Raw genomic sequence first — 24,741 nt, 5'->3', positions numbered from 1 at the left:
ACAAGGCGCGGTACGCCCTGTGACTGGGATTGATTATTCGGGGCTGCTCCCAAAACATTAGGATGAAAAGCACCCTTTATCCCCACCAATTCAAATTAATGTTTGCCCAAGTGCGGCAATAGCATTGCGCATGCCATTTTTGAAGGACCTGCCGTGGATCTGAAGCTCACCCCCGTCTCCATGCCGACCGGCATCCGTCCGGGAGCGCTCACCCGAGCCACGCCGTCCATTGGCGCCGAAAAGGACTCGGGGGGCTTTTCCGGCGCCCTAAAGAATGCCCTGACCGCCGTCAGCGCATCCCAGAACGAAGCGACCCGCCTGCAACAGGAAGTTCAACTGGAAAACCCCAAAGTCAGCCTGGAAGAGACCATGGTGGCGATCCAAAAAGCCCAGATCGGCTTTCAGGCCACACTGCACGTCCGAAACCGCATGGTGCAGGCTTACACTGACATCATGAACATGCAGGTTTGAAGCCCATGTTCCTCAATGCTTTGGGGAGCAAATATGCCCCCAAGGCCCGAAAAACGTGCGTAAGCAGCTATAAAATGAATAGCATGTCCAGCAAATGAAAGCCTTCTAGTGAAAGCCGTCATCCTCGCCGGTGGCCTCGGAACCCGTATTTCCGAGGAAACCCACCTCAAACCGAAACCGATGATCGAAATCGGCGGCATGCCTGTTTTATGGCACATCATGAAGATCTACTCCCATTACGGGATCAACGACTTCATCGTCTGCTGCGGCTACAAGGGCTACATGATCAAGGAGTACTTTGCCAACTACTTCCTGCACATGTCGGACATCACCTTCGATTTGGCTAACAACAGCATGCAGGTACACCAGCGCAAGTCCGAGCCCTGGAAGGTAACGCTGGTGGACACGGGTGCCGACACCATGACCGGCGGACGCATCAAGCGCATTGGCAGCTATCTCAATCCGGACGAACCGTTTTGCCTGACCTATGGCGACGGCGTGAGCGATGTAAATATTGGCGCGCTGATCGCGTTCCACCAAGCCCACGGCCTGCAGGCAACCCTGACTGCAACCTATCCGCCGGGGCGCTTTGGCGCACTCGACATCCAGAACCAGCGGGTCGGATCGTTCCGGGAAAAACCCAAGGGCGACGGCGCCATGATCAATGGCGGCTTCTTCGTGCTGTCGCCCGAGGTTCTGAGTCTGGTGGAAGACGACCAATCGGTCTGGGAACGCGAGCCGCTGGAAACACTGGCCCAAGGCGGGCAACTCGCCGCGTTTGAGCACACGGGCTTTTGGCAACCAATGGACACCTTGCGCGACAAGACCTACCTCGATGAGTTGTGGGCCAGTGGCAAGGCTCCATGGAAGGTCTGGGCGTGAATCCGGACTTCTGGCGTGGTCGCCGTATATTCCTGACGGGCCACACCGGCTTCAAGGGCAGCTGGCTGTCGCTATGGCTGCAGGATTTGGGCGCCGAAGTCAGCGGTTACGCGCTGGCACCGCCTTCTGATCCCAACCTGTTTACCCTGGCACAAGTCGAGCGCGGCATGCAATCGCAGATTGGCGATGTATGCGACCTGGCGACCCTGTCAAAGGCCCTTCAACAGGCCCAGCCGGAAGTCGTGCTGCACTTGGCGGCCCAACCTCTGGTGCGCGCGTCCTACGACGATCCGGTCGCCACTTACGCCACCAATGTGATGGGCACGGTGCACCTGCTCGAAGCGGTGCGCCAGACACCCAGCGTGCGCGCGGTCGTGAATGTCACCACCGACAAATGCTATGAAAACCGGGAGTGGGACTGGGGCTACCGTGAGAGCGATGCGCTGGGTGGTTACGACCCCTACAGCAACAGCAAGGGCGCATCTGAGCTGGTCACCGCCGCATACCGAAACTCGTTCTTCAACCCGGCACAGCACAAACGACATGGCGTCGCACTGGCCTCCGCACGTGCGGGCAATGTGATAGGTGGTGGTGATTGGGCCGCCGACCGGCTGGTGCCCGACATGCTGGGCGCATTGCAGTCCGGCACACCGGCGCGCATTCGCAACCCGCATGCGATCCGCCCATGGCAACACGTGCTGGAGCCACTGCGCGGTTATCTCCTACTTGCGGAGCGTCTATATACAGAAGGCCCGACCTTTGCCGAAGCCTGGAACTTTGGTCCGCTGGACGAGGATGCCAGACCTGTAGGCTGGATTGCCGAAGAATTGATCCGGCTCTGGGGCCACCAGGCAGCCTGGGTCGCCGATGCAGGCGAACACCCGCACGAAGCGCACTATCTGAAATTGGACATCTCCAAAGCGCGCGCGCGCCTGCCGTGGATGCCGCTGTTACGGCTGTCCGACGCGCTGCGCCTGACTGTAGACTGGGCGCGGCTGCAACAGGACGGCGCCGATATGCGCGCCGCCACCCTCTCCCAAATTCGCGGCTACCAAGCCCTGGCGACCACCTCTTAAGCCCCATGGAAAATCAGAAGTCAATCGCCCTGCGGGCGCAAATCAAAGCCCTGGTCGAGGAGTACGCCGCAATCACGCTGACGCCTCAGCCTTTCTTGCCCGGCGCCAGCGCCGTACCACCTTCCGGTAAGCTGCTGGACGCGCGCGAACTGCAATACATGGTGGACGCTTCGCTGGACGGTTGGCTGACCACAGGACGCTTCAACGCCGAGTTTGAAAAAAAGCTGGCCTCGTTCATTGGCATCAAGCACCTGATCACAGTGAACTCCGGTTCATCGGCGAATCTGGTCGCATTCAGCACATTGACCTCGCCACGCCTCGGTGATCGTGCGATCAAACAAGGCGATGAAGTGATTGGCGTGGCCGCAGGCTTCCCCACCACGGTCAATCCCATTCTGCAATTCGGTGCGGTGCCGGTGTTTGTTGATGTGGATCGACTAACCCATAACATCGATGCCGACAAGATTGAGGCAGCCATTGGCCCCAAGACCAAGGCCATCATGCTGGCCCACTCGCTGGGCAATCCGTTCAACCTGGACGTGGTGGTCGCCCTGTGCAAGAAATACAACTTGTGGCTGGTAGAAGACTGCTGCGACGCGCTGGGCAGCACCTACCGCGGCCAGATGTGCGGCACCTTTGGCGACATCGCTACGCTGTCGTTCTATCCAGCGCACCACATCACGATGGGCGAAGGCGGCGCGGTGTTCACCAACAACGATGAGCTCAAAAGCATTGCCGAAAGCTTTCGCGACTGGGGCCGCGACTGCTACTGCGCACCCGGCAAGGACAACACCTGCAACAAGCGCTTTTGCTGGACAGCCAAAGAAATCGGCGGCAGCCTGCCCGACGGCTACGACCACAAGTACACCTACAGCCACCTGGGCTACAACCTGAAGATCACCGACATGCAGGCCGCCTGCGGTCTGGCCCAACTGGAGAAAGCACCCCGCTTCATCCAGGCACGCAAGGACAATTTCGCGTTCCTGAAAGAGCGGCTCGCGGCCTGCGAAGAGTTCATGCACCTGCCGCAGGCGACCGAACACTCCGCCCCGTCATGGTTTGGTTTCCCGATCACGCTGAAAGAAAACAGCCCCGTCAGCCGGCTTGATCTGCTGACCTATCTGGACCAAAACAAGGTCGGCACGCGACTGCTGTTTGCCGGGAACCTGACACGCCAGCCTTACATGCAGGGCGCGAATTACCGCATCAGTGGCGACCTGACGAATACCGACAACGTGATGAACAACACCTTCTGGATCGGTGTGCAGCCCTCGCTGACTCGCGATATGCTGGAGTTTGCGGCGCGCAAGATAGAAACCTTTTTGGGCGTTGATTTCTAAAGCCTGCCACCATGTCCGCCTCCGATCCCCTGATACTGCTGCACCCGGCCGACGATGTCGCGATCTGTCGGCGCCAGCTCGTGGGCGGAACCGTGGCCTTGGGTGTCGCCGCGCGCGGCTTAATTCCGGCCGGCCACAAGGTCGCTCTGCGCGCCATAGATACAGGCGCGCCGGTGCGCCGCTACAACCAGATCATCGGATTTGCGTCGCGCTCCATCGCAGCCGGAGAGCACGTACACAGCCACAACCTAACCATGGGAGCATTTGAGCGTGACTATGCGTTTGGCGCCGACCTGGCTGCGGCACCCGTCCAACAATACGCCGAGTTTCTGGGTATACGCCGCGCCCACGGCAAGGTTGCCACCCGCAACTACATTGGCATCCTGTCCAGCGTGAACTGTTCGACCACGGTGGCGCGCGCGGTGGCCGATCATTTTTCACGTAGCAACCCGGCCAGCCCCTTACATGCGTTTGCCAACATCGATGGCGTTGTTGCCTTGACCCACGGCGCCGGATGCGGGATGGACGACCAGGGCCTGGGCATGCAGGTTTTGCAGCGCACACTGGCCGGTTATGCGTTACACGCCAACTTCGCTGCGATCCTGGTGATCGGCTTGGGCTGCGAGGCCAACCAAATCTCTACCCTGCTGCTGGCCGGCGGCTTGCAGCCCGGCGAGTCGTTCAAGACTTTCAATATCCAGGACGTGGGCGGCACCCGCAGCGCGGTGGCCCAAGGCATCGCCATCATCCAGGACTTTTTGCCCAAGGCAAATGCAGTGCAGCGCGAAGCCTGCGGCGTCGAGCACCTGACTATCGGCCTGCAATGCGGCGGCTCAGACGGCTATTCCGGCATCAGCGCCAACCCGGCGCTGGGCAGTGCGGTCGACCTGCTTGTAGCCCATGGCGGCACCGCAATTCTCAGCGAGACGCCGGAGATCTATGGCGCCGAACACCTGTTGACACGCCGCGCGATCAGCACCGCTGTCGGGCAACGCCTGGTCGACCGCATCCACTGGTGGGAAGAGTACGTCAGGGTCAACCAAGCCGAGATGAACAACAACCCGGCACCGGGCAACAAGGCCGGCGGCCTGACCACGATTCTGGAAAAGTCGCTGGGTGCAGTAGCGAAGGGCGGCACGACCAATTTGCAAGCCGTCTTCGAATATGCCGAACCGGTCAATACACACGGCTTCGTGTTCATGGACACCCCCGGCTACGACCCGGTCAGCGCCACCGGCCAGGTCGCAGGCGGAGCCAACCTGATTTGCTTTACCACCGGCCGCGGCTCGGCCTACGGTTGTGCGCCGGCACCTTCGCTCAAACTGGCCACCAACTCCGCCCTGTGGCAACGCCAGGCCGAAGACATCGATGTCAATTGCGGGGAGATCATTGACGGCGACTGCTCAGTGGCGGAGATGGGCGCGCGCATATTTGCAGAATTGTTGGCCACCGCCTCCGGCAAGAAGACCAAAAGCGAATTGCACGGCTACGGCCAAAACGAGTTTGTGCCTTGGCAACTTGGCGCGACCCTATGATCTATTTTTCGATTTCGAACCCCGCATGAGAGTCAGCGACTACATAGCCCAATTTTTACGTGACCAAGACGTAGACCTGGTCTTCACCATTACCGGTGCCGGTAATATCCGCCTGATCGAATCGATCAGCGAGGCAGGCATCCAGTATGTGTGCCCGCACCACGAACAGGCCGCCGTGATGGCCGCGCTTACCCGAATGCGGATGAATGGCAAACCAGCCGTGTGCGTCGTCACCGGCGGACCCGGCGCCGCCAACACGCTGATCTCTGTGGCCGACGCGCATCTGGATTCCCTACCCTGCATCATCATCGCCGGCCAGGAAAAAGCAGAGTTTCTGTCGCCTCCCAACGCGATGCGCGGCAAGGGCGTGCAGGGCTTGGACATGGTCGGCATCATGAGCACAGTGACCAAGTTTGCGACCTGCGTCACCCACGCCGCCGATATCCGCTGTGCGATGGAGCAAGCCTTTCAAGAGGCCCACAGTGGCCGCCCCGGCCCGGTCTGGATCGACGTGCCGCAGGATGTGCAATGGGCCGACATCGAGCCGGCCGCGCTGCGCGGCTACACCGCCCCTGCAGTACCCCAAGTGGCCATGCAAGAGGCAGCGGAAGCCGCGCTAGGCTTGCTGAAGAACGCAGAACGCCCGCTGCTGTGGGTAGGCCACGGCATTCGGCTGGCCGGCTGCGAAGAAGAATTCAAACAGTTGCTGGACCGCCTGGGTGTGCCCGCGCTGGTGTCCTGGCAGGCCGCCGACCTAGTCGCTGACACGCATCCTTTGTATGTGGGGCGCGCCGGAACCTACGGACAACGTTGGGCCAATCTGGCGCTGCAAAACTGCGACCTGTTAATCACACTTGGCACGCGCCTGGCGATTCCGCAGCGCGGCTACAACGATGCCGAGTTCGCCCGCGCGGCCAAAAAAGTCATTGTCGAAATCGACCCGGTCGAAATGGACAAGTTCAAATTCCACATTGATGTACCGGTGCGGGGGAATGTGAAAGACTTCATTACTGCGCTGTTGGACGCCAAGCCAGTATCCGCCCAAGTGACGGCTTGGACTGAGAAATGCCGCGACTGGCGCAACCGCTACCCGATGAGCCAGCCGCCCCAAGACCCACAAGCGCCGGTCAACTCCTATTGGTTCATAGACAGGCTGTCCGAACACCTGCCCGCCGACAGCGTAATTGTCACTGACATGGGCACCAGTCTGACTTGCACCCACGCCACCATCCGGATCAAAGATGGCCAACGCCTGATGACGTCCACCGGCCTGGGTGAAATGGGTTTCGGTTTGCCAGGCGCCATCGGTGCTGCATTGGGTGCAACGCCCGGACGGCCCATTGTGTTCATCGGTGGCGAAGGCTCACTGATGATGAACCTGCAGGAGCTGCAAACTGCCAAGCACCTGGGTCTACCGATCAAGATGTTTTTGCTGAACAACAACGGCTACCTCACTATCAAGCACACCCACAATGCGCTGTACAAAAGCGCAGGCCAAGCCAGCGCCACCGGCCCGGCTTCGGGCGTCAGCTTTCCGGATTTCGCAGACGTTGCGCCGGCCTTTGGTTTTGAATTCCGCCGCATCCACAACGCGCAAGGCCTGGACGCTTGGATCCAGGACGTACTGGCGTCGCCCGGCAGCGTGTTTGCTGAAGTCGTGATGTCGGAGTTCCAAGAACTGGTTCCAAAATCCTCGCTCAAAGTGCTGGCTGACGGGCGCATGATGTCGCCCCCGCTGGAAGATCTTTATCCATTCCTGAGGCCCGAGGAACTGGCGCGCGAAATGATAATTCCTATGTTGCCGGCATAAGGAGCATCGCACCATGACCATTTCCGCCACTCCCTGCGCTCTCGGCCTATTTGTCAAATGCCCGCAGCCCGAAATGATCGAGGCCATAGGCATTGCCGGCGTGGACTTCGCCGTGATCGACATGGAGCACACACCCTTAGGCCCGCGCGACCTGTACCCACTGGTGCTGGCCGCCGAACGACGCAAGTTGCGCTTGGTGGTGCGCATCCCGCAAAAGCTCGATGCCTATTTCAAATGGTGCCGCGACCTGAACATTGCATCCATCCAGGTACCTCATGTGGAAACCCGCGAAGACGCGCTGTACGCAATCAAGCACAGTTATTTTTCGCCGCTCGGCGAGCGCGGCCTGTGCCGTTTTGTGCGCGCCGCGGATTTTTCAGCACTGCCCAAAGACGAATATTTGCAAACCGCCAATGCCGGCAACCAGCTAATCCTGCAGATCGAAGGAAAGAAGGCGCTAGGCAACCTGAACGAGATCGTTGATGTCGTGCCGCCCGGTGCCTCGCTGTTCATCGGCCCTTATGACCTGTCTCAGTCGCTTGGGAAACCTGGCAACATTTGGGATCCCGAGGTGGTTGCTGCAATGGAAAGCATCATCGCGCTGTGCAATGCACGTAGCATTGGCGTGGGCACCTTTACGGACACGCTGGAAGGCATTGAATTCTGGTCCGGCAAGGGTCTATCCTTCTTGCAATACGCCTCGGACTTGAATGTTTTCATAGGCGCGGCGCAATCGCTGATGCACACCGCCCGCGGCCTGTTGAACAAATAAGAGCTATGAAAACAAAAATACTTTTTATGGGTGCTGGCGCAATTGGCCGCGGCTATTTGCCCTGGACCTTGGATGAGTCCAAGCACGACTTCATATTCATCGACCACAGCGCGGCCATCGTCGACCGGATGAATCAGTACGGCGGCTACACCACGCACCGCGTTAAGGGCGACACCTATGAAAGCCGCTTCATCAAGGTGCAGGCCGCCTATACACCCGACACCTTTGTACTGGGCGACCACCAGGATGCCGTTGCCTGCTTCTTTTCGGTCGGCCCGCGCAATGTCAGCAAGGCCGCCCAAGCCTTTATCGGCTCGAAGATACCGCTAATCCTGTGCGAGAACGAGCCTGACACCGTCGCCGCGGCCAAACGCGTGGTCGGGCATGACGCCGTGTACTTCGCCGTGCCCGATGTGATCACTTCCAACACCGCCCCGGCCGATCTTCTGGCGAAGGACCCGCTAGCCATCACCACTGAAAACGGTGTGCAGTTCGTGGAACAGGGCGCTGCCGGCTTGCACGGCGCCATGCACTGGATGTCGCGCGAAGAACTATTGCGCGTGCAATGGACCCCCAAACTGTACCTGCACAACACCCCGCACTGCATCGTCGCCTACCTAGGCGCGCTGATGGGATGCACCTACGTGCACGAGGCGATGATCCCTCCCATGGCTGCGGCCATCGTCGAAGGCGCGATGACGGAAATGCTGCAGACGTTGAAATTGCAATGGGACATTCCGCACGACTTTCTGGAGTGGTACGCGCAGAAGGAGCTGGCGCGGTTCCGTTGCCAGCTGCTGTTCGACCCGGTGGCCCGGGTCGCGCGCGAGCCGCTGCGCAAGCTGGAGCTGCACGGCCGCCTGATAGGCGCGGCGCAGATGTGCCTGACGCTGGGCGTGCTGCCCAACAACCTACTCAAGGGCATCGTCGGCGCCCTGCTGTTCGAGGACGTGCACGACCCCGACCACCACATCGGCCTGATGCGCGAATCCATGGACACGGCCAGCTTCAACCGCTATGTGCTGGGCCTGCGTCCGGGCGAGCCGCTGGACCTGATGCTGCGCGAGAAGATGGGCGCCATCACCGCCGAACTGCGCGAACTGGCGAAGGAGGCTCACTGATGTCCGCCGAATACAACGCATGGGTTCAAACCGCCGTCGCTGCGGTACTGGCAGGCACCAAGCTGGCCGAGACCGCGAGTACCAGCCAATCCCTCAACCAAAAGGGAAGCCTGCGTGACATCGTCACACAGGCCGATCTGGATATCAGCGCGCTGCTGACCGAAAAATTGATCGCCACCGGGATTCCCGTGGTCTCGGAAGAACAGATCCAAGCCGCGTCCACACCGGATGTGTTTTGGGCAGTCGATCCGATTGACGGCACAGTAAACTTCTCGCATGGCCTGCAGCAATACGCAGTCAGCGCCGGCCTGGTTCAAAATGGCAGCTTCAATCTGGGCGTGGTCTGTGCACCTGCCCTCGATGAGTTGTACTTCACGCTGAACCCGCAGCGCGCCTTGCTCAATGGTCGGCCAATTGCACATTTGCACCAGCCCTTGCAAGATAGTTTGGCAGCGGCCAGCTTCAGTGCACGCGCTGATGCCAAGCAGTACCTGCTTTTTCAGGCGCTCAACGAAAGCACCCGCGGCTGCTTGCGCAGCGGCAGTTCGGCGCTGAATATCTGCTGGGCGGCAGCGGGTAAGCTGCAACTGGCCTATGGCTTTGGCGCCAAGATCTGGGACGTGGCCGCTGCGCTGGCGATTGCCAAGGCGGCCGGCTGCGCATGGCAACTGCAGTTCAAGCCCGGCTGCCTTACGCTGGACTATTGCGTGGGCTCAGGCGAAGCGGTGGCCCATTTGACACAACTTGCCAAGGCTCAGGGCCTGTGGAGTGGGGCATGAAAAACCATAAAAATGCATTCCACGGTGTGCCGGTGGCCGTCTTGTGCGGCGGCCGCAGTGTGGCGGTGGGCGACAACGCCCCCAGCAACAAGGCCTTGGTGAGCTTGCGCGGCAAGCCGCTGTTTTGGTGGGTGCTGCGGCACTACGCCGCCTACGGCGCCCATCAATTCATCATGGCTACCGGTGTTCAAAGTGAGCGCTTCAGCGGTGCGCTGCTGACACTGGGCGCACACGCGCAGGCACAAGACCCACAGTGCTTTGACATCGAGATTGCCGGCAGCGCCTGCCAGGTTCGCCTTCTGCCCACTGATGCACAGGCCAGCACGGCGCAGCGCCTGCTGTCGTGCAAGCCTTGGCTGGATGGCGCAGCGCATTTTGCGCTGACCTATTCCGACACGCTCAGCGACGTCGACCTCGACGCGGAGATGCGTTTTCACACCTCGCAAAGGCTGATTGCCACGCTGCTGTCGGCCCGTCCGCCAGTGCGCTTTCGCATCCTGGGCATGCGCCAGGGCGAGTCGCTGGTACGCGCATTCGCACCACGCCCAGTGATTGAAAATACTTTTATCAATGGCGGCTATTACCTTTTCAACCAAGCGATCTGGGATGCCGCTTGGGGCCTGACGCCGGATGTAGCGCTGGAAAACCAGCCGCTGGAGCGCCTGGCAGCAGCTGGCCAACTGGCCGCCTTTAAACACAAGGGTGCTTGGCATTACTGCGACGGCGAACGTGATCTCGATTTGCTGCAAAGCATCGCACAAGCGCTGGAGCACTCGGCAGCCTGAGATGCAAGCTGCGCACGCCATCGTTTCACAGGACCTGGGGCATTTGGCCGCCGCCACGTTGCCCTGGGAGCGGCTGCACGGCAAGACCGTGCTGGTCAGCGGCGCAGCCGGTTTTCTGGCTTCGTACCTAGTGAAGGCGCTGCTCGCGGTGGGCCGGGCGCATCAGTTGGACCTACGCGTTGTGGGTGTGGCACGCAGCATTACCAGCGTCAACGCGCGTTTGCAAGACTGCCTAGCCAACCCGCACTTCTCGCTCGTACTGTATGACGTGGCGCAGGCGCTGCCTGCCGACTTTCCCCGTGCCGACTTCATCATCCACGCGGCCAGCCAGGCCAGCCCCAAATACTATGGCGTGGACCCTGTCGGCACCTTGATGGCCAACGCCGCCGGTACCCAGCATTTGTTGGATCACTCTGTGCGCAGCCACGCGCAAGGTTTTTTGTTTTTCAGCAGCGGCGAAGTCTATGGCGTGCCATTGAACACCGAGCTACCCGTCACCGAGACCGACTACGGATACCTGGACCCGATGCAGGTGCGCGCCTGCTATGCGGAGAGTAAGCGCCTAGGCGAGACCATGTGCTGCGCATGGGCCCAGCAGCATGGCTTGCATGCCAGCGTGGTGCGCCCCTTTCATACTTACGGCCCCGGCATGGCGCTAGACGACGGCCGTGTGTTTGCCGATTTCGTCGCCGATGTGGTGGCCAACCGCGACATCGTGCTAAAAAGCGATGGCCTGGCACAGCGGCCGTTTTGCTACATCGCCGATGCGACACTGGGCTTTCTGACCGTATTGCTGAAAGGTGAAAGCGCGCAGGCCTATAACATCGCCAACCCGGATGCGGAAGTGTCGATGCGCGATCTGGCCGGCACATTGGCGGGCCTGTTTCCTGAACGCGGTATTGCGGTGCGCTTCGATATCCCGTCGTCCAGCAGCACCTATTTGAAAAGCCCAATCATGCGCTCCTGTCCCAGCATTGCCAAGGCGCGCGCGCTGGGCTGGTCGCCGGTGACCGATATCGCCACCGGCTTCAGGCGCACCATTCTTTCCTACACTGCCTGACCCCTGGAAGCCTGCACCATGAACACCTTGCAGTCCACTGCCGAACGCTTCGCGCAAGGACAGATCGACAAGCCCACCTTCATCAAGACCATGTATGAGGAACAGCACCAACGGCTGTTCGACTATGCGGCATATCTGGCGCGCACCAATATCAAGAAGATCGAGATCGAGGATGGCAAGGTCATCATGACCTCGCGCGACCGGGGCATACGCATCGTCTGCGGAAGCGTTGACCACAGGATTGCGCCCATCGAAACGCTGAACTTCCTGGACTATGAAAAAGCTGAGTCCGACATGATGGAAGCCTTGGTACAAGACGGCGACAACTTCTTCGACATTGGAGCCAACATCGGCTGGTATTCGTTGCGCATCGCAACCGCCCAACGCAACACCCAGGTCTATTGCTTCGAGCCTCTGCCCAAGACCTGGAAGCAGTTGCAGGCCAACCTGTCCATCAACAACATTAGCAACATCCAACCTCACAACTTCGGTTTTTCCAACAAGGCCGGTTCGTTCCCGTTCTACTACTACCCCGAAGGTTCAGGCAATGCCTCCGCAGCGAACCTGAGCGGGCGTGACGATGTCGAAGTCGTGGAATGCCAGGTGCAGACGCTGGACAGCTACACCCAGAGCAGCGGCACACATGTGGACTTCATCAAATGTGATGTGGAAGGCGCCGAGCTGCTGGTATTCCAGGGTGGGCAACAGACCATAGAGCGCGACCTGCCCATCGTGTTCTCGGAAATTCTGCGCAAGTGGTCGGCCAAGTTCAACTACGACCCCAACGACATTTTCAAATTCTTCCACCGCTGCGGCTACAACAGTTTCTCGGTGGAAGGCTCGCACCTGAAGCCGTTTGAAACCATGACCGAAGTCAGCGGGGAGACCAACTTCTTCTTCCTGCACTCGACCAAGCATGCCGACCTGATTCGGCGCTACCAACAGGCCACTTGACGCTACCCCGGATACCCGTGCATGCCGACGCCCAAGCCACTACTATCGATTTGCATCCCGACCTATAACCGCGCTGCTTTTCTCTCCCAGACCCTTGCCAGCATAGGCCAACAAGCGGCGTTTCTGGAGTCTGATGCGATCCAGGTGGTTATCACCGACAACGGCTCCGGCGACGAAACACAGGCCGTCGCCAGCATGTTCCAGGCTCAGCACCCGCAAAAGGTCACCTACCATAGGCACGCGCCGGCGATTGACGTCAGCGCGAATTTTGAAAGTGCACTGAGTCTGGCCACCGGTGAGCTACTCAAACTGCACAATGACAACCTGGTCGTGCGCAACGGCGCGTTGCAGGAGATTTTGAAGGTGGTCCGCGCCACGGCCGAAGAGAGGCCATTGATCTTTTTCAGCAACGGCAACAACTTCAGCGGCAACCCCATTGTCGTAGCCAACGACATCGACGGGTTTGTCAAAACCGCATCGTTCTATTCGACTTGGATAGGTGGCTTCAGTATTTGGCGCAGCGACTTTCTGGCGATGGAGAATTTCTCGCGCGCCGCGGGGCTGCTGCTGGTGCAGACAGACGTCATCTTCAGACTGCTGGAACAAGGAAAACGCGCCATCATTTTGATGGATGCCTATTTTGATAGTCTGGACGTTGGCAAAAAGGGCGGTTACAACATCGCGCAGGTGTTCGGTAAAAATTATTTGTCCATCCTCAAGCGCTATCTACCCACCGGCCAACTGCGGGCCCAGACATTCGAGGCGGAAAAGAAGGAACTACTGCTAAGGCACATCCTGCCCTACCACTTCGACCATTCCAACGGCTTTCTCCGCGACCATTTCCTGCAGCACATGGAGGACTATCTGCACGACGATTATTTCCATCGTGCCGTGGAGGAACGCCTTGCAGCCCCCACAACGTCACCCGGGCCGGCGTCCGCTCCCGCGCCGCTTTCGCGTGATGCTCAAATTGCAGCGGTCTGGCGGCAGATCAATCCACACAACGAGACCCGGTTGGTTCAGTTGCATGGCCCGTTGGATCTGAACCGGATTCAGGTCGGCCGAAGAAGTTATGGCGCGCTGGATGTCTGGGTGTTCGGGCGCGGCGACGAGCAGTTGACGATAGGCAACTTTGTCTCTATCGCCGACCATGTGACCTTTTTGCTGGGCGGAAACCACGATACCCAAAGCCTTTCGACTTATCCATTCCGAGCCAAGTATTTGGGAGGGCACGACGCGGTCACCAAGGGGCCGGTGGTCGTCAAAGACGACGTCTGGATCGGGCATCAGTCCACTATTCTGTCCGGTGTCACCCTGGGGCAAGGTTGCGTCGTCGCTGCCTGCAGCGTGGTCACCCGCGACGTGCCACCCTATGCGGTGGTCGGCGGCAACCCAGCCAAGGTCATCAAGTACCGGTTTGCAGAGGCCGTCATCGACAAATTGCTGGACTTCGATTTCGCCAGTCTGGACGACGAGAAAGTGCTGCGGCTGCATGAAGCCCTGTACCAGCCGCTGACCGTGGACAATGTCGACGCTGTGTTGCAGTCTCTGATCAGTTAGCTCCCGGCTTTTGCGACCAGCGCGGCGAACCGCTGTTGCTGCTCCGGCCCCAACTGGGCCACACCAAATTGCAGATACGGCATCTTGGCCCGCAGGATCCGCGCAGGCAGGTTTTCGACCAGGAAATCCAGATTGTCCCGGTAGACCCGCGGCAGGTTGAAGATGCCGTGAAAACCAAACGCGGTTTGCTCGTTGGGAACGATCTCATATGAAAACCGTTGCGCAGTTGCTTCGTCAGCGAACACACAACCAAAACGTTGCTCCAGCAGTACCCGAAGCGTGCGGCAGATGAACAGATCTTCAGCTTCCCCGGGCGCGCGCAAATGGCTCAGGCTGGCCACTGCCTCCATCAGTTTTTTGGAACGCCACGAAAAGCCGCCGTTCCCGACGCGCATATAGGGGTAGTCGGGCCAGACTGCACCTATGTAATCAAATTGGAAAAAGTCGTCGCTGAATTTGTCGGCATCCAGAATGAAACCGTCAAACTGCACGACCAGGCAAAACTCCTGCTGGCAGACTTGGGGCAACTGCCCCAGCACCAGCTGGTTGTAGTCTTCGATGCTGGTGATTTTTGGTATCTGTGCCACCTGGTACTGCGGCCAATACTGATGCGCATCGGTAAATACATGGACCGCTTGAAAATCGAAGCGGGAAGTGCAGGCGTGCAGCGCGTTGTTGGCCAGCACATAGGACTCTGTGTCGGCAATTGCCAGTGCGACGGTGGGGCGCATTGCCGTGCCCGCTAGATCAGCGAAACGATTTGCCTGGCTGCGCGCTGCCAGTGGAACTGCTCCAGCATGCTGGAGCGGCCGAACGAGAAGTCGCGGCCCATGCGCGGCTGCACATGGCTGGCCGATTGCATGAGCTGCACCAGCGCGTCCATGTCAGGCTGAACATAGGCGCCAATCTTGGTGTCGTTGATCACGGTGTTTACGACTTTCTTTCCGGGGATTTTCTGACTGACATATGGGTTGCAAAAATCGTCGGTCGCCCCGCCTTCGGTAACGATGACTGGCGTGCCGCAGGCGATGGCCTCGATGACCGGCAAATTGAAACCTTCGGCCCGGTAGGGTGAGAGGTAGCAATCGGCCACGTTGTACAACGAGCACAACTGGGCAATGCTGACGGTTTGGGGCAGCACGCGGATCGACTCAACACTGTCGTTGTCGATCGTGATGGCACCGCTGTCGGACAGCTTTTTGATCATTTGCACCGACGAAAGGCCGTACAGAGCCTGCTGGTCTTTGATCAGGAGCCGCGCCTTCTTGTTGGTCTGGCGCAGCGTGAAGAATGCTTGGATGATCAGGTCCAGCCCCTTGTTCCAGATCGGCGCGCCCACATTCAGGAACACGCAGTCGTCTTCGGCATACCCTAAGGACTCGCGCGCCGTGCGCCGCTGGGCCTCGTCATACGGCGCAAATTTACTGGTGTCCACGCCATGCGGAATGACGTAGACACTCTCCGGTGAAAAGCCGTAGTCGATGATGCGCTCGCGGCTCCATTGCGACGGGGTCACAATGACGTTGCCTTGTGCCACATAGGCATTGATATCGGTGCCGGGCGCAAAGCTGCGCTCGTCCAGGCCCAGCTCGGTCACCAGGAAGGTAATCTCCCTGGCAGCACTGGCGGCCACCAAGTTGGGGGAATGAATTTTGTAGACCGCGTCCACTGGCTGCCGCTCCCACGTGGGAATAGCGGCAATCGCCGCCTGCTCTGCAGCGGAGAAGCCAGAGTCGTTTTTATCCTTGGTCCAGCGCGTGTCAAACAGCGGCATATCCTGGTGCCACAGCGCAAGCCCTGGCAACTGCTGCAATGACAAGAGCTGGTATTGGTTCACCATCGCATAGGAATGGTTGATGCCAGTCCAGCCTTGGATCAGCAGCGATTTCTGTGCGTTCTCAATGGACATGCGCTTATTGTGTCGCAAAGGACCGCGGATTACTTGGGTTCACGGATCGCCTCGTCCAGCCCCTTGGTCAGCGGCCATGCAAAGTAGGAGATCACCGAGCGCGTGCCGACAACGATCTCGGCAGACAGCGTCATGCCCGGCAGAAAGCGGGCGTTGTCAGTCATATTTCGCAACTTGATGCCGTTCAGCTTCATGCGTGCAATGTAGTAGGTGTCGACGCTAGACTTGGCCGAGGCGTCCCGCTTGAACGCGTCTTCGCTGATGCCAGTGACGGTAGCCTCCAGGGCGCCATGACGCTGGAATGGATAAGCGTCCAGCTTCACATGCACTGGCATGCCAATCTTGATGTAGCCGACGTCCACAGAGTTGATTTGCACCTCGACCTGCAAATCGGAGTTCAGTGGCACCAGCGTGAAGAAGGTCTCCGCCTCCCGAATGATGGAGCCGGGTGACAGTTTGGCGATCTCCAGCACCACGCCATCGACCGGAGCGGTCAGTGTCACCAGCTTGCTGCGCCGGTCAGCCTTTTGCAATTGCTGCTCTATCCCGTCGCGCTCGCGGGTCAGCATCAGCAGATCTTCCATCGCCTTTTGACGCCAATTCTTCTCGAACGCAGTTTTTTCAGCCTCAAAGGCAGCCAGTTCCCGCTTCAGCTCGACCTCACGGCTGCGGGTGATCTCCAGCTCTCGCGCCACTTCCTGGCTGCGCTGCTGTGCTTCCAGAAGTTGCAGTGGTGCGCTGTACTTTTGCGCGACCATTTTTTCCTGCATCGCCTCGATTTCTTTCAGCGACTTCAACCGGGTCAGAACCAGCTGCTGATCCTGCTTGTTGGTCACCACCGCCGCACGCAGCCGGCCCGCCGTCTCCGACAACTTGAGCTGCTGGGCGTTGTAGTTGGCTTTTCGTTCTGACAGCAGGTCGGCCTGCAAAAGGCCATCAGCTGAAGTCGGCTTACCCGCAATCGATTTGCCGCCGGACAGCTCCAGTTGAATGCCCGCAATCTGTGTCTCCAGGCTGGTCATGCGCAACCGTAACTGCGATTCATCCGCCTGCGCAAAAGTTGCGTCCAGTGTTGCCAGGTTGTCGCCCTTTTTGACGACCTGACCAGCCCGGACATCAACACTTTGAATCACGCCCGTCTCCAGTGGCTGCACCACCACATTGGGCAATGGGTTTACCAGCCGACCTTGCGAGACCACGACCTGATCCAGCTGCGAGATGCTGGCCCAGACAAAGAATGTCAACAACGCAACAACCAGCAATTGCAGGGTGAACTGCGCATAGCGCGGCGGCGGGCTGCGCTCAATCTCGTCCGCGTCCGGCAGGTATTCCACCACCGTACCGGACTGGTTTGCGCCTCCAATCTTATGGAGCCAGCGCTTCACAAATGACTGGTTTGCTGGTTCCATAGGTGCTGGTAGGTTTCGCTTCGGGTTAACAACTCCTCATGCCGGCCAACGTCGACCAGCTTGCCTTGGTGCATCACCAGGATCGCATGCGCGTTGACCAAAGTCGACAGTCGGTGCGAGATCATGATTACAGTGCGGCCAACTGCAATTCGCGACAAGTTGTTGATAAAGATAGCCTCGCTCTCCGGGTCCAGCGCCGAGGCGGCTTCGTCCAGCACCAGAATGCGCGGTTTGGACAGCAAAGAGCGGGCAATCGACAAGCGCTGCTTCTGTCCGCCTGACAAGTTCGAAGCGTTCTCCTCAAGCATCGTGTTGTAGCCCTGGGGCAAGCGCTCGATGAACTCGGAGGCGCCCGCTGCATCGGCAGCAGCAACGATTTCCTCGAAAGTAGCCTCGGGCTTGGCCGCTGAAATGTTGTCGCGCACCGAGCCGCGGAACAAGAAATTCTCCTGTAAAACCACACCGATCTGGCGCCGCAAATGGGCCAGTTCGATCTCGCGCGCATCGGTGCGGTCAAAGCGGACGATACCTTCTTGTACCGGATACAAACCCTGGATCAGCTTGGTCAGTGTGGTCTTTCCGGATCCGCTGCGTCCAACAATGCCAATCACTTTGCCAGCAGGAATCGTGAAACTGGCGCGGTCCAGCGCCGCGTTGCTGGAGCCGGGGTAGCGAAAGGTCACTTCATCGAAAGAGATCTCGCCAGCCAGCTCTGGCCGTAGGCCTCCAGCACTGGCGCGACCTTCGGGCGCACGATTCATCACCTCGCCCATCATCTTGATGGACAGCGCAGTTTCTTGGTACTCGTTGACCAGTGCAACAATGGCAATCAGGGGTGCAGTAACGCGGCCGGTAATCATCTGAAAACCGATCAGCGCACCCACTGTCATGGTCTGATCAAACACCTCCTGCGCACCCATCACGATGATGACCACTGGCAACAGCTTGCCCAGTAAGTCGGTAATCGCATTCCCGGTGATGGCCAAGGTACCGACGCGGAAATGCATATTGATGGACTGGGCCGAGCGCTGGTCCCATTGGCGGCGCTGCGCCGGCTCAATCGCCAGTGCTTTGACGGTGCGCATGCCGTGTATGGTTTCCACCATCATCGACTGGCGCTCACCTTCTGCCTGGTATAGATCTTTCAAGCGCTTCTGAAAGGTCGGCACCATCGCCGCGACAATGCCAGCAATCAAGATCGTGAACACCAACGCCACCATTGCCAATTTGACCGAATAGGTAAATAGGATGGGCAAGAAGATCAGTAGAGAGGTCGCGTCCAGCACCGTGAAAAACATGCGTCCGGTCAGGAATGCACGGATTTTTTCAACCTGCTGCATGTGGCGCGTGATCACGCCTGCAGTGGTCGTCTCGAAATAGTCAATCGGGAGCGACAGCAAATGCGCAAAAGTACGCCGCGTCAGCCGCATATCTATCTTGTTAGTGGCCGACATCGTCAGAATCTGTCGCAGATAGCCGAATAGCGCGTCAACGATCAGTGCAATCACGATGCCCACGCCCAGCACCCACAGCGTGGACATGCTTTGGTGCACCAGTACCTTGTCGATGACCAGCTGAAAGAAAATGGGAGAGGCCAGCGCCAAAAAGTGCATCGCAATCGCCGCAATCGCAATATCGCGCAATGCGGCTTTCTGCTTCATGATTTCTGGGATAAACCAGCGAAAGCCAAAAGGCTGGCCCTCTTCGGGCAGCGCATAAACGCGCTTCATCAAAAATACTTCACCATCCCATAATGCGGTGAAATCGGCCTTGTCCATCAACAGGACCTCGGTCGCCTTCTGAGCCATGGGATTAAGCAGTGCAAGCTTCTGATCGCCTGCCGCGGAGGTTCCGATGACGATTACGCAGTTGCCATCTCGCAGGCGAGCGATCAGCGGAAAGACCCCGCCTTGGGCCAACAGGCCGTCCCACGTCAACCGGTCAAACTTGGCCTTGAGCCCGATGTCCGCTGCGATCCGTAGCACCGTTGCCGGCGCAGGCTCCTCCGCCGCCAAGGCGTAATCCTCTATCAACCGCTCCGGATTGACCGGTAAGCGGTGATGTTGGGCGATGGCGGCCAGGCATTGGACGGTGGAATGGGGGAAGCGTTCTGCCATTGTGAGTTGACACTGCGGGACTCAGGCATTTCAGCACAGGCCTTTTTGGCAGAACTCGGGAAATACGGGGTATTTGGAGCGCAGTTTTTACCAGGCGCACGGACAAAAAAATACCCGGCAAGGCCGGGTATTTTGCGTAGGGGGCGCCGTTGGCGCCGCTGTCTTTGTCAGCCCTTGCTGGCCAGAATGCCGTTGGTCGACGGATCCTGTGTTCCGTTCAATCCAGGGGTCTTGCTCAACAGCGCGGTCGCTGTCGCGTTCGGACTCAACAGGTTGCCATCGGCATCGAACTGTTTCATCACACTGACCATGCTGCCGACAGCCAACGTCGCTGGTGTTTGGACCGACAACTGGCTCGCCGCAGTGACTTGCAACTTGGTGCCGACGAAACCTTCGCCATCCCCGAAGCTGCCCAAGGCAGTCGCCAGCCCCGAAACCTTCGAACGCAAGTCGGTTCCAGTGGTAACAGGTTCTGCAACCTGCTCGGCCACAGGCACTTGCACCGTAGGCGCCACCGACTGGCCTTTAGCCAGGTCGGCAATCGCGCTGTCCACGCTCTGGTTCTTGTCGGCGACGAACCAGACATCGGCGGCTTCATGGGTGCTGCCATCCGAGGTCTTGTAGGTAGAGGTCAGGCCGATCAGATTTCCGTTGTCCTTGCTCAAATTGACCTGGCCCGTCGCACCGATTTCGGTGATGCCCAGTGAACTCAGGCTCTTGAGTTCACCCTCATTGGTGAGGCCATCAGAGTTTCCGTCCACCCAGACTTTCAGATCGGCAAACGCGGCATCCCGCTCGTTGATGACGCCGTCATGGTTGGCATCCAACTCTTGCAGCGCGGCATATCCGTCGGCAGCATTGCTGCCGTCCGCCAGCTTGGTCGCAGAACCGAACAATTCGGAGCCATTGTTGACTAAGCCATCATGATTACGATCCAATACCAGCAAACCATCGGTGCTGCTGACCCAACCAGTGTTGACGCTCTTTCCGTTGTCAAACAGGTCGAATTTCACGCCTGACTGGATGCTCAAGGTGCTGATACCGTTGCCGTCCAAGTCCAGCACCAGCGGCGTGCCCAGCGTCAGCCCTTGTATGGCTTGTGTCGTGAAGGCGCCGATCTGCGTCGAGGTCAAAGCCTCATTCTGTGCTGTTGTCAGCGCCGCAGCCTGTGTACTAGAGAAGGCACGAATCTGCGCCGTCGTCAGCGCAACCAACTGGCTGGTGGTCAGTGCTGCAACGGTTGCCGTGGTCAGGGCCGCGACCTGATTGGTCTTCAGCGCTGCAATGTCACGGGTTTCAATGGCAACAGCTTGCGTGGTCGAAAGCGCCAGCACCTGCTTGGTCGTCAGCGACGAGATTTGCGCGGTCGTCAGCGCAACGACCTGATCGGTCGTCAGTGCGGCCACATCGGCGGTGGTCAGCGCAACGACCTGCGCGGTCTTCAGTGCAGCGATGTCTGTGGTTTCCATCGCAGCAACTTGAGTAGTGCTCAGTGCCGCCACATCCTGCGTGGTCAGCGCCTGCACTTGGGTCGTCGTCAGCGAAACGATCTGGTCAGTCGTCAGCGCCACGACCTGATTGGTCTTCAGTGCCGCAATGCCACCGGTGGTAACTGCCTGGATCTGATCGGTCGTCAGCGCTGCGACATTGGCTGTGGTCAGCGCAGCAACCTGAATGGTCTTCAGGGCCGCAATATCAACAGTCTCGATGGCCGCTGCTTGAGAGGTGGTCAGGGCGATGACCTGATTGGTCGTCAGTGACGATACCTGCGCAGTGGTCAATGCTACGACTTGTCCAGTCGTCAAGGCTGCCACGTCGGCTGTGGTCAAAGCCACGACTTGGCCGGTCTTCAGCGCCGCGATATCGGTAGTTTCAATCGCAGCAACCTGAGCGGTAGTCAATGCTGCAACGTTGGCCGTAGTGACCGCCTGGATCTGCGCAGTCGTCAGTGCAACGATCTGGTCAGTGGTCAATGCTTGGACCTGAGTCGTCTTCAGCGCGGCAACGCCAGCGGTGGTAACGGCCTGGATTTGCGCAGTCGTCAGCGCCGCTACATCGGCGGTTGTCAGGGCGGCGACTTGATTGGTCTTCAGCGCTGCAATATCGACAGTCTGAATAGCCGCCGCTTGAGAAGTGGTCAGGGCGATGACCTGATTGGTCGTCAACGATGAGATTTGTGCAGTACTCAACGCGATGATCTGGTCGGTCGTCAGCGCGGCCACATCGGCTGTGGTCAGCGCCACAACCTGGTTGGTCTTTAGCGCGGCAATGTCGACTGTTTCGATCGCCGCCACCTGAGCCGTACTCAGTGCGGCCACATCGGCTGTGGTAATGGACTGGATCTGCGCAGTCGTTAGTGCAACAATCTGGTCAGTGGTCAGTGCTTGGACTTGGTTGGTCTTCAGCGCAGCGACGCCGGCAGTGGTGACTGCCTGAATCTGCGTAGTGGTCAGCGCCGCTACATCGGCAGTGCTCAGTGCTGCAACCTGAGTGGTCTTCAGCGCAGCAATATCAACCGTCTCGATCGCTGCAATTTGCGAAGTAGTCAGGGCCAGAATTTGGCCTGTCGTCAGTGACGAGACTTGCGAGGTGCTCAGCGCCACAATTTGGTCAGTCGTCAACGCCGCCACATCGGCAGTCGTCAATGCCACGACTTGGCTGGTCTTCAGTGCAGCAATATCTACGGTTTCTATTGCCGTGACTTGCGCAGTCGTCAGTGCACCGATCTGGGCGGTCGTCAGCACACCAACTTGAGAAGTGGTCAGCGCAACGATCTGGGCCGTGGTCAACGCAGCAATATCGGCCGTGCTGATAGCCACGATCTGGGCTGTCTTCATCGCCGCAATGTCAACAGTCTCGATGGCTGCCGTCTGCGCAGTCGACAATACGTTTACGCCTGCGGTGGACAAAGCTGGTACTTGGGTTGTGGTCAGCGCGACCACTTGATCCGTACGCAGTGCCTGCACTTGCGAAGTCTTCAGTGCAGCAATGCCGGAAGTCGTGATGGCCTGGATCTGATCAGTGGTCAGCGCGGCGATGCCGGCTGTGGAGATCGCCACGACCTGGTTGGTCTTCAGGGCAGCAATGTCTGTGGTCTCGATCGCCGCGACCTGGGCTGTGCTCAACACGCCCACGTTGGCGGTCGTAACGGCCTGGATCTGGCTGGTAGTCAGCGCAACAATCTGATCCGTAGTCAGGGCCTGGACCTGGTTGGTCTTCAAGGCGGCCACACCGGCAGTGGTGACGGCCTGGACCTGGTTAGTCGTGAGCGCGGCAACGTTGCTTGTGCTCAGCGCTGCAACCTGATTGGTCTTCAACACTGCGATATCGCGGGTTTCAATGGCTGCGGTCTGACTGGTGGTCAGTGCGCCGATCTGGTTGGTCGTCAGTGACGACACTTGTGACGTAGACAGTGCAACGACCTGATCGGTAGTCAATGCCGCGAAGCCAGCAGTCGTCAGTGCGACGACCTGGTTGGTTTTCAGCGCAGCGATGTCAGCGGTCTCAATCGCGGCAACTTGCGATGTGCTCAGCGCAGCAACGTTACCGGTAGTAACCGCCTGAATCTGGCTGGTCGTCAGCGCAACGATCTGATCCGTAGTCAGGGCTTGGACCTGGTTGGTCTTCAGCGCGGCCACCCCACCCGTGGTCACAGCCTGGATTTGGTTGGTCGTCAAGGCGGCCACGTTGGCAGTGCTCAGCGCGGCAACCTGGTTGGTCCTGAGCGCAGCAATGTCCACCGTCTCGATCGCCGCAGTTTGACCTGTGGTCAGCGCGCCAATCTGGTTTGTGGTCAGTGAGGAGATTTGCGAAGTGGTCAGCGCAACAACCTGATTGGTCGTCAGCACCGCAACGTCAGCGGTCGAAAGCGCCGCGACCTGGTTGGTCTTCAGGGCCGCAATGTCGGCGGTCTCAATCGATTGCACTTGCCCCGTGGTCAGTGCGACGACCTGGTTGGTCGTCAGTGAGGATATCTGACCAGTGGTCAATGAAACCACTTGATCTGTGGTCAATGCTGCAACACCAGCGGTGGTCAGCGCGACGACCTGATTGGTTTTCAGCGCAGCGATGTCTGTGGTTTCGATAGCGGCGACCTGGGCCGTCGTCAACGCAGCGACATTGGCAGTCGTAACGGCCTGGAACTGACTGGTCGTAAGCGCAACGATCTGGTCGGTGGTCAGCGCTGCGACCTGGCTGGTCTTCAAGGCTGCGACGCCCGCAGTGGTCACGGCCTGCACTTGGGCAGTGGTCAGCGCTGCGACGCTAGCGGTGTTCAGCGCGGCAATCTGCGACGTCTTCAGCGCGGCGATATCCACGGTTTCAATGGCTGCAACTTGAGAGGTACTCAGCGCGGCGACATTGGCAGTGGTGACGGCGACAACCTGACCGGTGGTCAACGCGACGATCTGGTCCGTGCCCAAGGCCTGAACCTGGCTGGTCTTCAATGCGGCAACACCCGCTGTGGAGACGGCTTGAATCTGGTTGGTGGTCAGCGCCGCAATGCTGCTGGTCGACAGTGCGGCAACCTGGTTGGTCTTCAGGGCAGCAACGTCCTGGGTATCCAACGCCTGGATTTGGGAGGTGGTCAGCGCACCGATCTGATTGGTGTCCAACGAAGAAACCTGCGCCGTAGTCAACGCCTTGATTTGGTCCGTTGTCAGCGCGACGAGATCGGCGGTTTCAAAGGCCGCAACCTGGCGCGTTGTGAAAGCCGCAACATTACCCGTGGAGAAGGCGACCACCTGGGCCGTCTTGAACGCCTGAATCTGGGATGTGGTGAATGCAGAGACCTGCGAGGTCGTGAACGACTGGATGTCATCCGTTGTCAACGCCTGAATCTGAAAGGTAGTAAGGGCCGCAATCTGCGCCGTCGTCAAGCCACTAAGGTTACTCATCTTTATTCCTTTGGACCAATCAGGTCACTACCCCACCGTTTGCTGCTGCAGTCTGTAAGCCGTTTGCTTACCGCTCGTTACATATGACTCTACAGGACGCCTAAACCCTCTTGGACCTAGATTTCTTTGTAACGAACAGTACGGCCGCTTCTCTTCATCGACATAAACACTAAAAACTTTAGAAGCGCAGGGGGCCATTATTGGCAACATTTGCTTACATCCTCAAGCGGAGATTCAGAGTCGAAAGTCCCTTTATGCGCTTTCTG

The 24,741-nt window shown here is 58.9% G+C and carries 18 protein-coding genes; 13 read left to right on the top strand and 5 right to left on the bottom strand.

All coding sequences use genetic code 11. The annotated features are described in order from the left end of the window. Nucleotides 1–153 precede the first annotated feature (153 nt). The 13 genes from fliE to AC1DV6_RS16240 all read left to right on the top strand — a co-directional run bounded on the left by fliE (nt 154) and on the right by AC1DV6_RS16240 (nt 14,145). Nucleotides 154–471: a flagellar hook-basal body complex protein FliE gene (gene fliE, locus AC1DV6_RS16300; RefSeq protein ID WP_477979250.1), complete on the top strand. Its 318-nt coding sequence runs from the start codon at nt 154–156 to the stop codon at nt 469–471. A gap of 108 nt (nt 472–579) precedes the next feature. Continuing rightward, nucleotides 580–1,353 (top strand): glucose-1-phosphate cytidylyltransferase, encoded by a 774-nt coding sequence (gene rfbF, locus AC1DV6_RS16295; protein WP_477979248.1) that lies wholly within the window; start codon nt 580–582, stop codon nt 1,351–1,353. Next, on the top strand, nt 1,335–2,429 hold the full coding sequence (gene rfbG / locus AC1DV6_RS16290; RefSeq protein WP_477979246.1) for a CDP-glucose 4,6-dehydratase: 1,095 nt from the start codon (nt 1,335–1,337) through the stop codon (nt 2,427–2,429). The genes rfbF and rfbG overlap by 19 nt, the downstream gene beginning before the upstream one ends. A gap of 5 nt (nt 2,430–2,434) precedes the next feature. Then, the gene (gene rfbH / locus AC1DV6_RS16285) at nt 2,435–3,769 is read left to right on the top strand and encodes a lipopolysaccharide biosynthesis protein RfbH (protein ID WP_477979244.1); all 1,335 of its coding nucleotides are present in this window, start codon (nt 2,435–2,437) and stop codon (nt 3,767–3,769) included. Between the two features lie 11 nt (nt 3,770–3,780). Beyond that, nucleotides 3,781–5,304: a UxaA family hydrolase gene (locus AC1DV6_RS16280; RefSeq protein ID WP_477979242.1), complete on the top strand. Its 1,524-nt coding sequence runs from the start codon at nt 3,781–3,783 to the stop codon at nt 5,302–5,304. Between the two features lie 25 nt (nt 5,305–5,329). Beyond that, nucleotides 5,330–7,114, top strand: coding sequence for a thiamine pyrophosphate-binding protein (locus AC1DV6_RS16275; protein WP_477979240.1), 1,785 nt, complete (start codon nt 5,330–5,332; stop codon nt 7,112–7,114). Between the two features lie 13 nt (nt 7,115–7,127). Beyond that, nucleotides 7,128–7,886, top strand: a complete 759-nt coding sequence (locus tag AC1DV6_RS16270; protein ID WP_477979238.1) for an HpcH/HpaI aldolase family protein — start codon at nt 7,128–7,130, stop codon at nt 7,884–7,886. Nucleotides 7,887–7,912: 26 nt separating this feature from the next. Next, nucleotides 7,913–9,007: a mannitol dehydrogenase family protein gene (locus AC1DV6_RS16265; RefSeq protein ID WP_477979236.1), complete on the top strand. Its 1,095-nt coding sequence runs from the start codon at nt 7,913–7,915 to the stop codon at nt 9,005–9,007. Continuing rightward, complete coding sequence (locus tag AC1DV6_RS16260; RefSeq protein WP_477979234.1) at nt 9,007–9,786, top strand: inositol monophosphatase family protein; 780 nt, start codon at nt 9,007–9,009, stop codon at nt 9,784–9,786. Before AC1DV6_RS16265 ends, AC1DV6_RS16260 begins: the two co-directional genes overlap by 1 nt. After that, nucleotides 9,783–10,571 carry a glycosyltransferase family protein gene (locus AC1DV6_RS16255; protein ID WP_477979233.1) on the top strand — a complete coding sequence of 263 codons (789 nt, stop codon included), beginning with the start codon at nt 9,783–9,785 and terminating at the stop codon, nt 10,569–10,571. The genes AC1DV6_RS16260 and AC1DV6_RS16255 overlap by 4 nt, the downstream gene beginning before the upstream one ends. 1 nt (nt 10,572) lies before the next feature. Then, nucleotides 10,573–11,631, top strand: coding sequence for an NAD-dependent epimerase/dehydratase family protein (locus AC1DV6_RS16250; protein ID WP_477979231.1), 1,059 nt, complete (start codon nt 10,573–10,575; stop codon nt 11,629–11,631). An 18-nt stretch (nt 11,632–11,649) separates the two neighbouring features. Then, on the top strand, nt 11,650–12,585 hold the full coding sequence (locus AC1DV6_RS16245; protein WP_477979229.1) for an FkbM family methyltransferase: 936 nt from the start codon (nt 11,650–11,652) through the stop codon (nt 12,583–12,585). A 21-nt stretch (nt 12,586–12,606) separates the two neighbouring features. Beyond that, entirely contained in the window at nt 12,607–14,145 is a 1,539-nt protein-coding gene (locus AC1DV6_RS16240; RefSeq protein WP_477979227.1) for a glycosyltransferase, read from the top strand. Here the strand turns inward: AC1DV6_RS16240 and AC1DV6_RS16235 are convergent. From AC1DV6_RS16235 to AC1DV6_RS16215, 5 genes are all read right to left on the bottom strand, one after another. Then, entirely contained in the window at nt 14,142–14,876 is a 735-nt protein-coding gene (locus tag AC1DV6_RS16235) for a DUF5672 family protein (protein WP_477979225.1), read from the bottom strand. The genes AC1DV6_RS16240 and AC1DV6_RS16235 overlap by 4 nt on opposite strands. 11 nt (nt 14,877–14,887) lie before the next feature. After that, nucleotides 14,888–16,054: a glycosyltransferase family 4 protein gene (locus tag AC1DV6_RS16230; protein ID WP_477979223.1), complete on the bottom strand. Its 1,167-nt coding sequence runs from the start codon at nt 16,052–16,054 to the stop codon at nt 14,888–14,890. A gap of 29 nt (nt 16,055–16,083) precedes the next feature. Then, nucleotides 16,084–17,439 (bottom strand): HlyD family type I secretion periplasmic adaptor subunit, encoded by a 1,356-nt coding sequence (locus AC1DV6_RS16225; protein WP_477979221.1) that lies wholly within the window; start codon nt 17,437–17,439, stop codon nt 16,084–16,086. After that, on the bottom strand, nt 17,436–19,580 hold the full coding sequence (locus AC1DV6_RS16220) for a peptidase domain-containing ABC transporter (RefSeq protein ID WP_477979219.1): 2,145 nt from the start codon (nt 19,578–19,580) through the stop codon (nt 17,436–17,438). Before AC1DV6_RS16220 ends, AC1DV6_RS16225 begins: the two co-directional genes overlap by 4 nt. Before the next feature lie 167 nt (nt 19,581–19,747). After that, on the bottom strand, nt 19,748–24,475 hold the full coding sequence (locus AC1DV6_RS16215; protein WP_477979217.1) for a beta strand repeat-containing protein: 4,728 nt from the start codon (nt 24,473–24,475) through the stop codon (nt 19,748–19,750). Nucleotides 24,476–24,741 lie beyond the last annotated feature (266 nt).

The sequence above is a fragment of the Rhodoferax sp. P2_H8_2 genome, from assembly GCF_056403235.1.
The sequence above is the reverse complement of the archived record's forward strand: the minus strand, read 5'-3'. Positions and strand labels throughout refer to the sequence as shown.

Coding starts and splice junctions, on each gene's coding strand:
- AC1DV6_RS16215 (WP_477979217.1), bottom strand. CDS start 24,475: ATGAGTAACCTTAGTGGCTTGACGACGGCGCAGATTGCGGCCCTTACT.
- rfbH (WP_477979244.1), top strand. CDS start 2,435: ATGGAAAATCAGAAGTCAATCGCCCTGCGGGCGCAAATCAAAGCCCTG.
- rfbG (WP_477979246.1), top strand. CDS start 1,335: ATGGAAGGTCTGGGCGTGAATCCGGACTTCTGGCGTGGTCGCCGTATA.
- AC1DV6_RS16220 (WP_477979219.1), bottom strand. CDS start 19,580: ATGGCAGAACGCTTCCCCCATTCCACCGTCCAATGCCTGGCCGCCATC.
- AC1DV6_RS16270 (WP_477979238.1), top strand. CDS start 7,128: ATGACCATTTCCGCCACTCCCTGCGCTCTCGGCCTATTTGTCAAATGC.
- AC1DV6_RS16230 (WP_477979223.1), bottom strand. CDS start 16,054: ATGTCCATTGAGAACGCACAGAAATCGCTGCTGATCCAAGGCTGGACT.
- AC1DV6_RS16245 (WP_477979229.1), top strand. CDS start 11,650: ATGAACACCTTGCAGTCCACTGCCGAACGCTTCGCGCAAGGACAGATC.
- AC1DV6_RS16240 (WP_477979227.1), top strand. CDS start 12,607: ATGCCGACGCCCAAGCCACTACTATCGATTTGCATCCCGACCTATAAC.
- AC1DV6_RS16235 (WP_477979225.1), bottom strand. CDS start 14,876: ATGCGCCCCACCGTCGCACTGGCAATTGCCGACACAGAGTCCTATGTG.
- AC1DV6_RS16255 (WP_477979233.1), top strand. CDS start 9,783: ATGAAAAACCATAAAAATGCATTCCACGGTGTGCCGGTGGCCGTCTTG.
- AC1DV6_RS16275 (WP_477979240.1), top strand. CDS start 5,330: ATGAGAGTCAGCGACTACATAGCCCAATTTTTACGTGACCAAGACGTA.
- AC1DV6_RS16265 (WP_477979236.1), top strand. CDS start 7,913: ATGGGTGCTGGCGCAATTGGCCGCGGCTATTTGCCCTGGACCTTGGAT.
- AC1DV6_RS16280 (WP_477979242.1), top strand. CDS start 3,781: ATGTCCGCCTCCGATCCCCTGATACTGCTGCACCCGGCCGACGATGTC.
- AC1DV6_RS16260 (WP_477979234.1), top strand. CDS start 9,007: ATGTCCGCCGAATACAACGCATGGGTTCAAACCGCCGTCGCTGCGGTA.
- AC1DV6_RS16250 (WP_477979231.1), top strand. CDS start 10,573: ATGCAAGCTGCGCACGCCATCGTTTCACAGGACCTGGGGCATTTGGCC.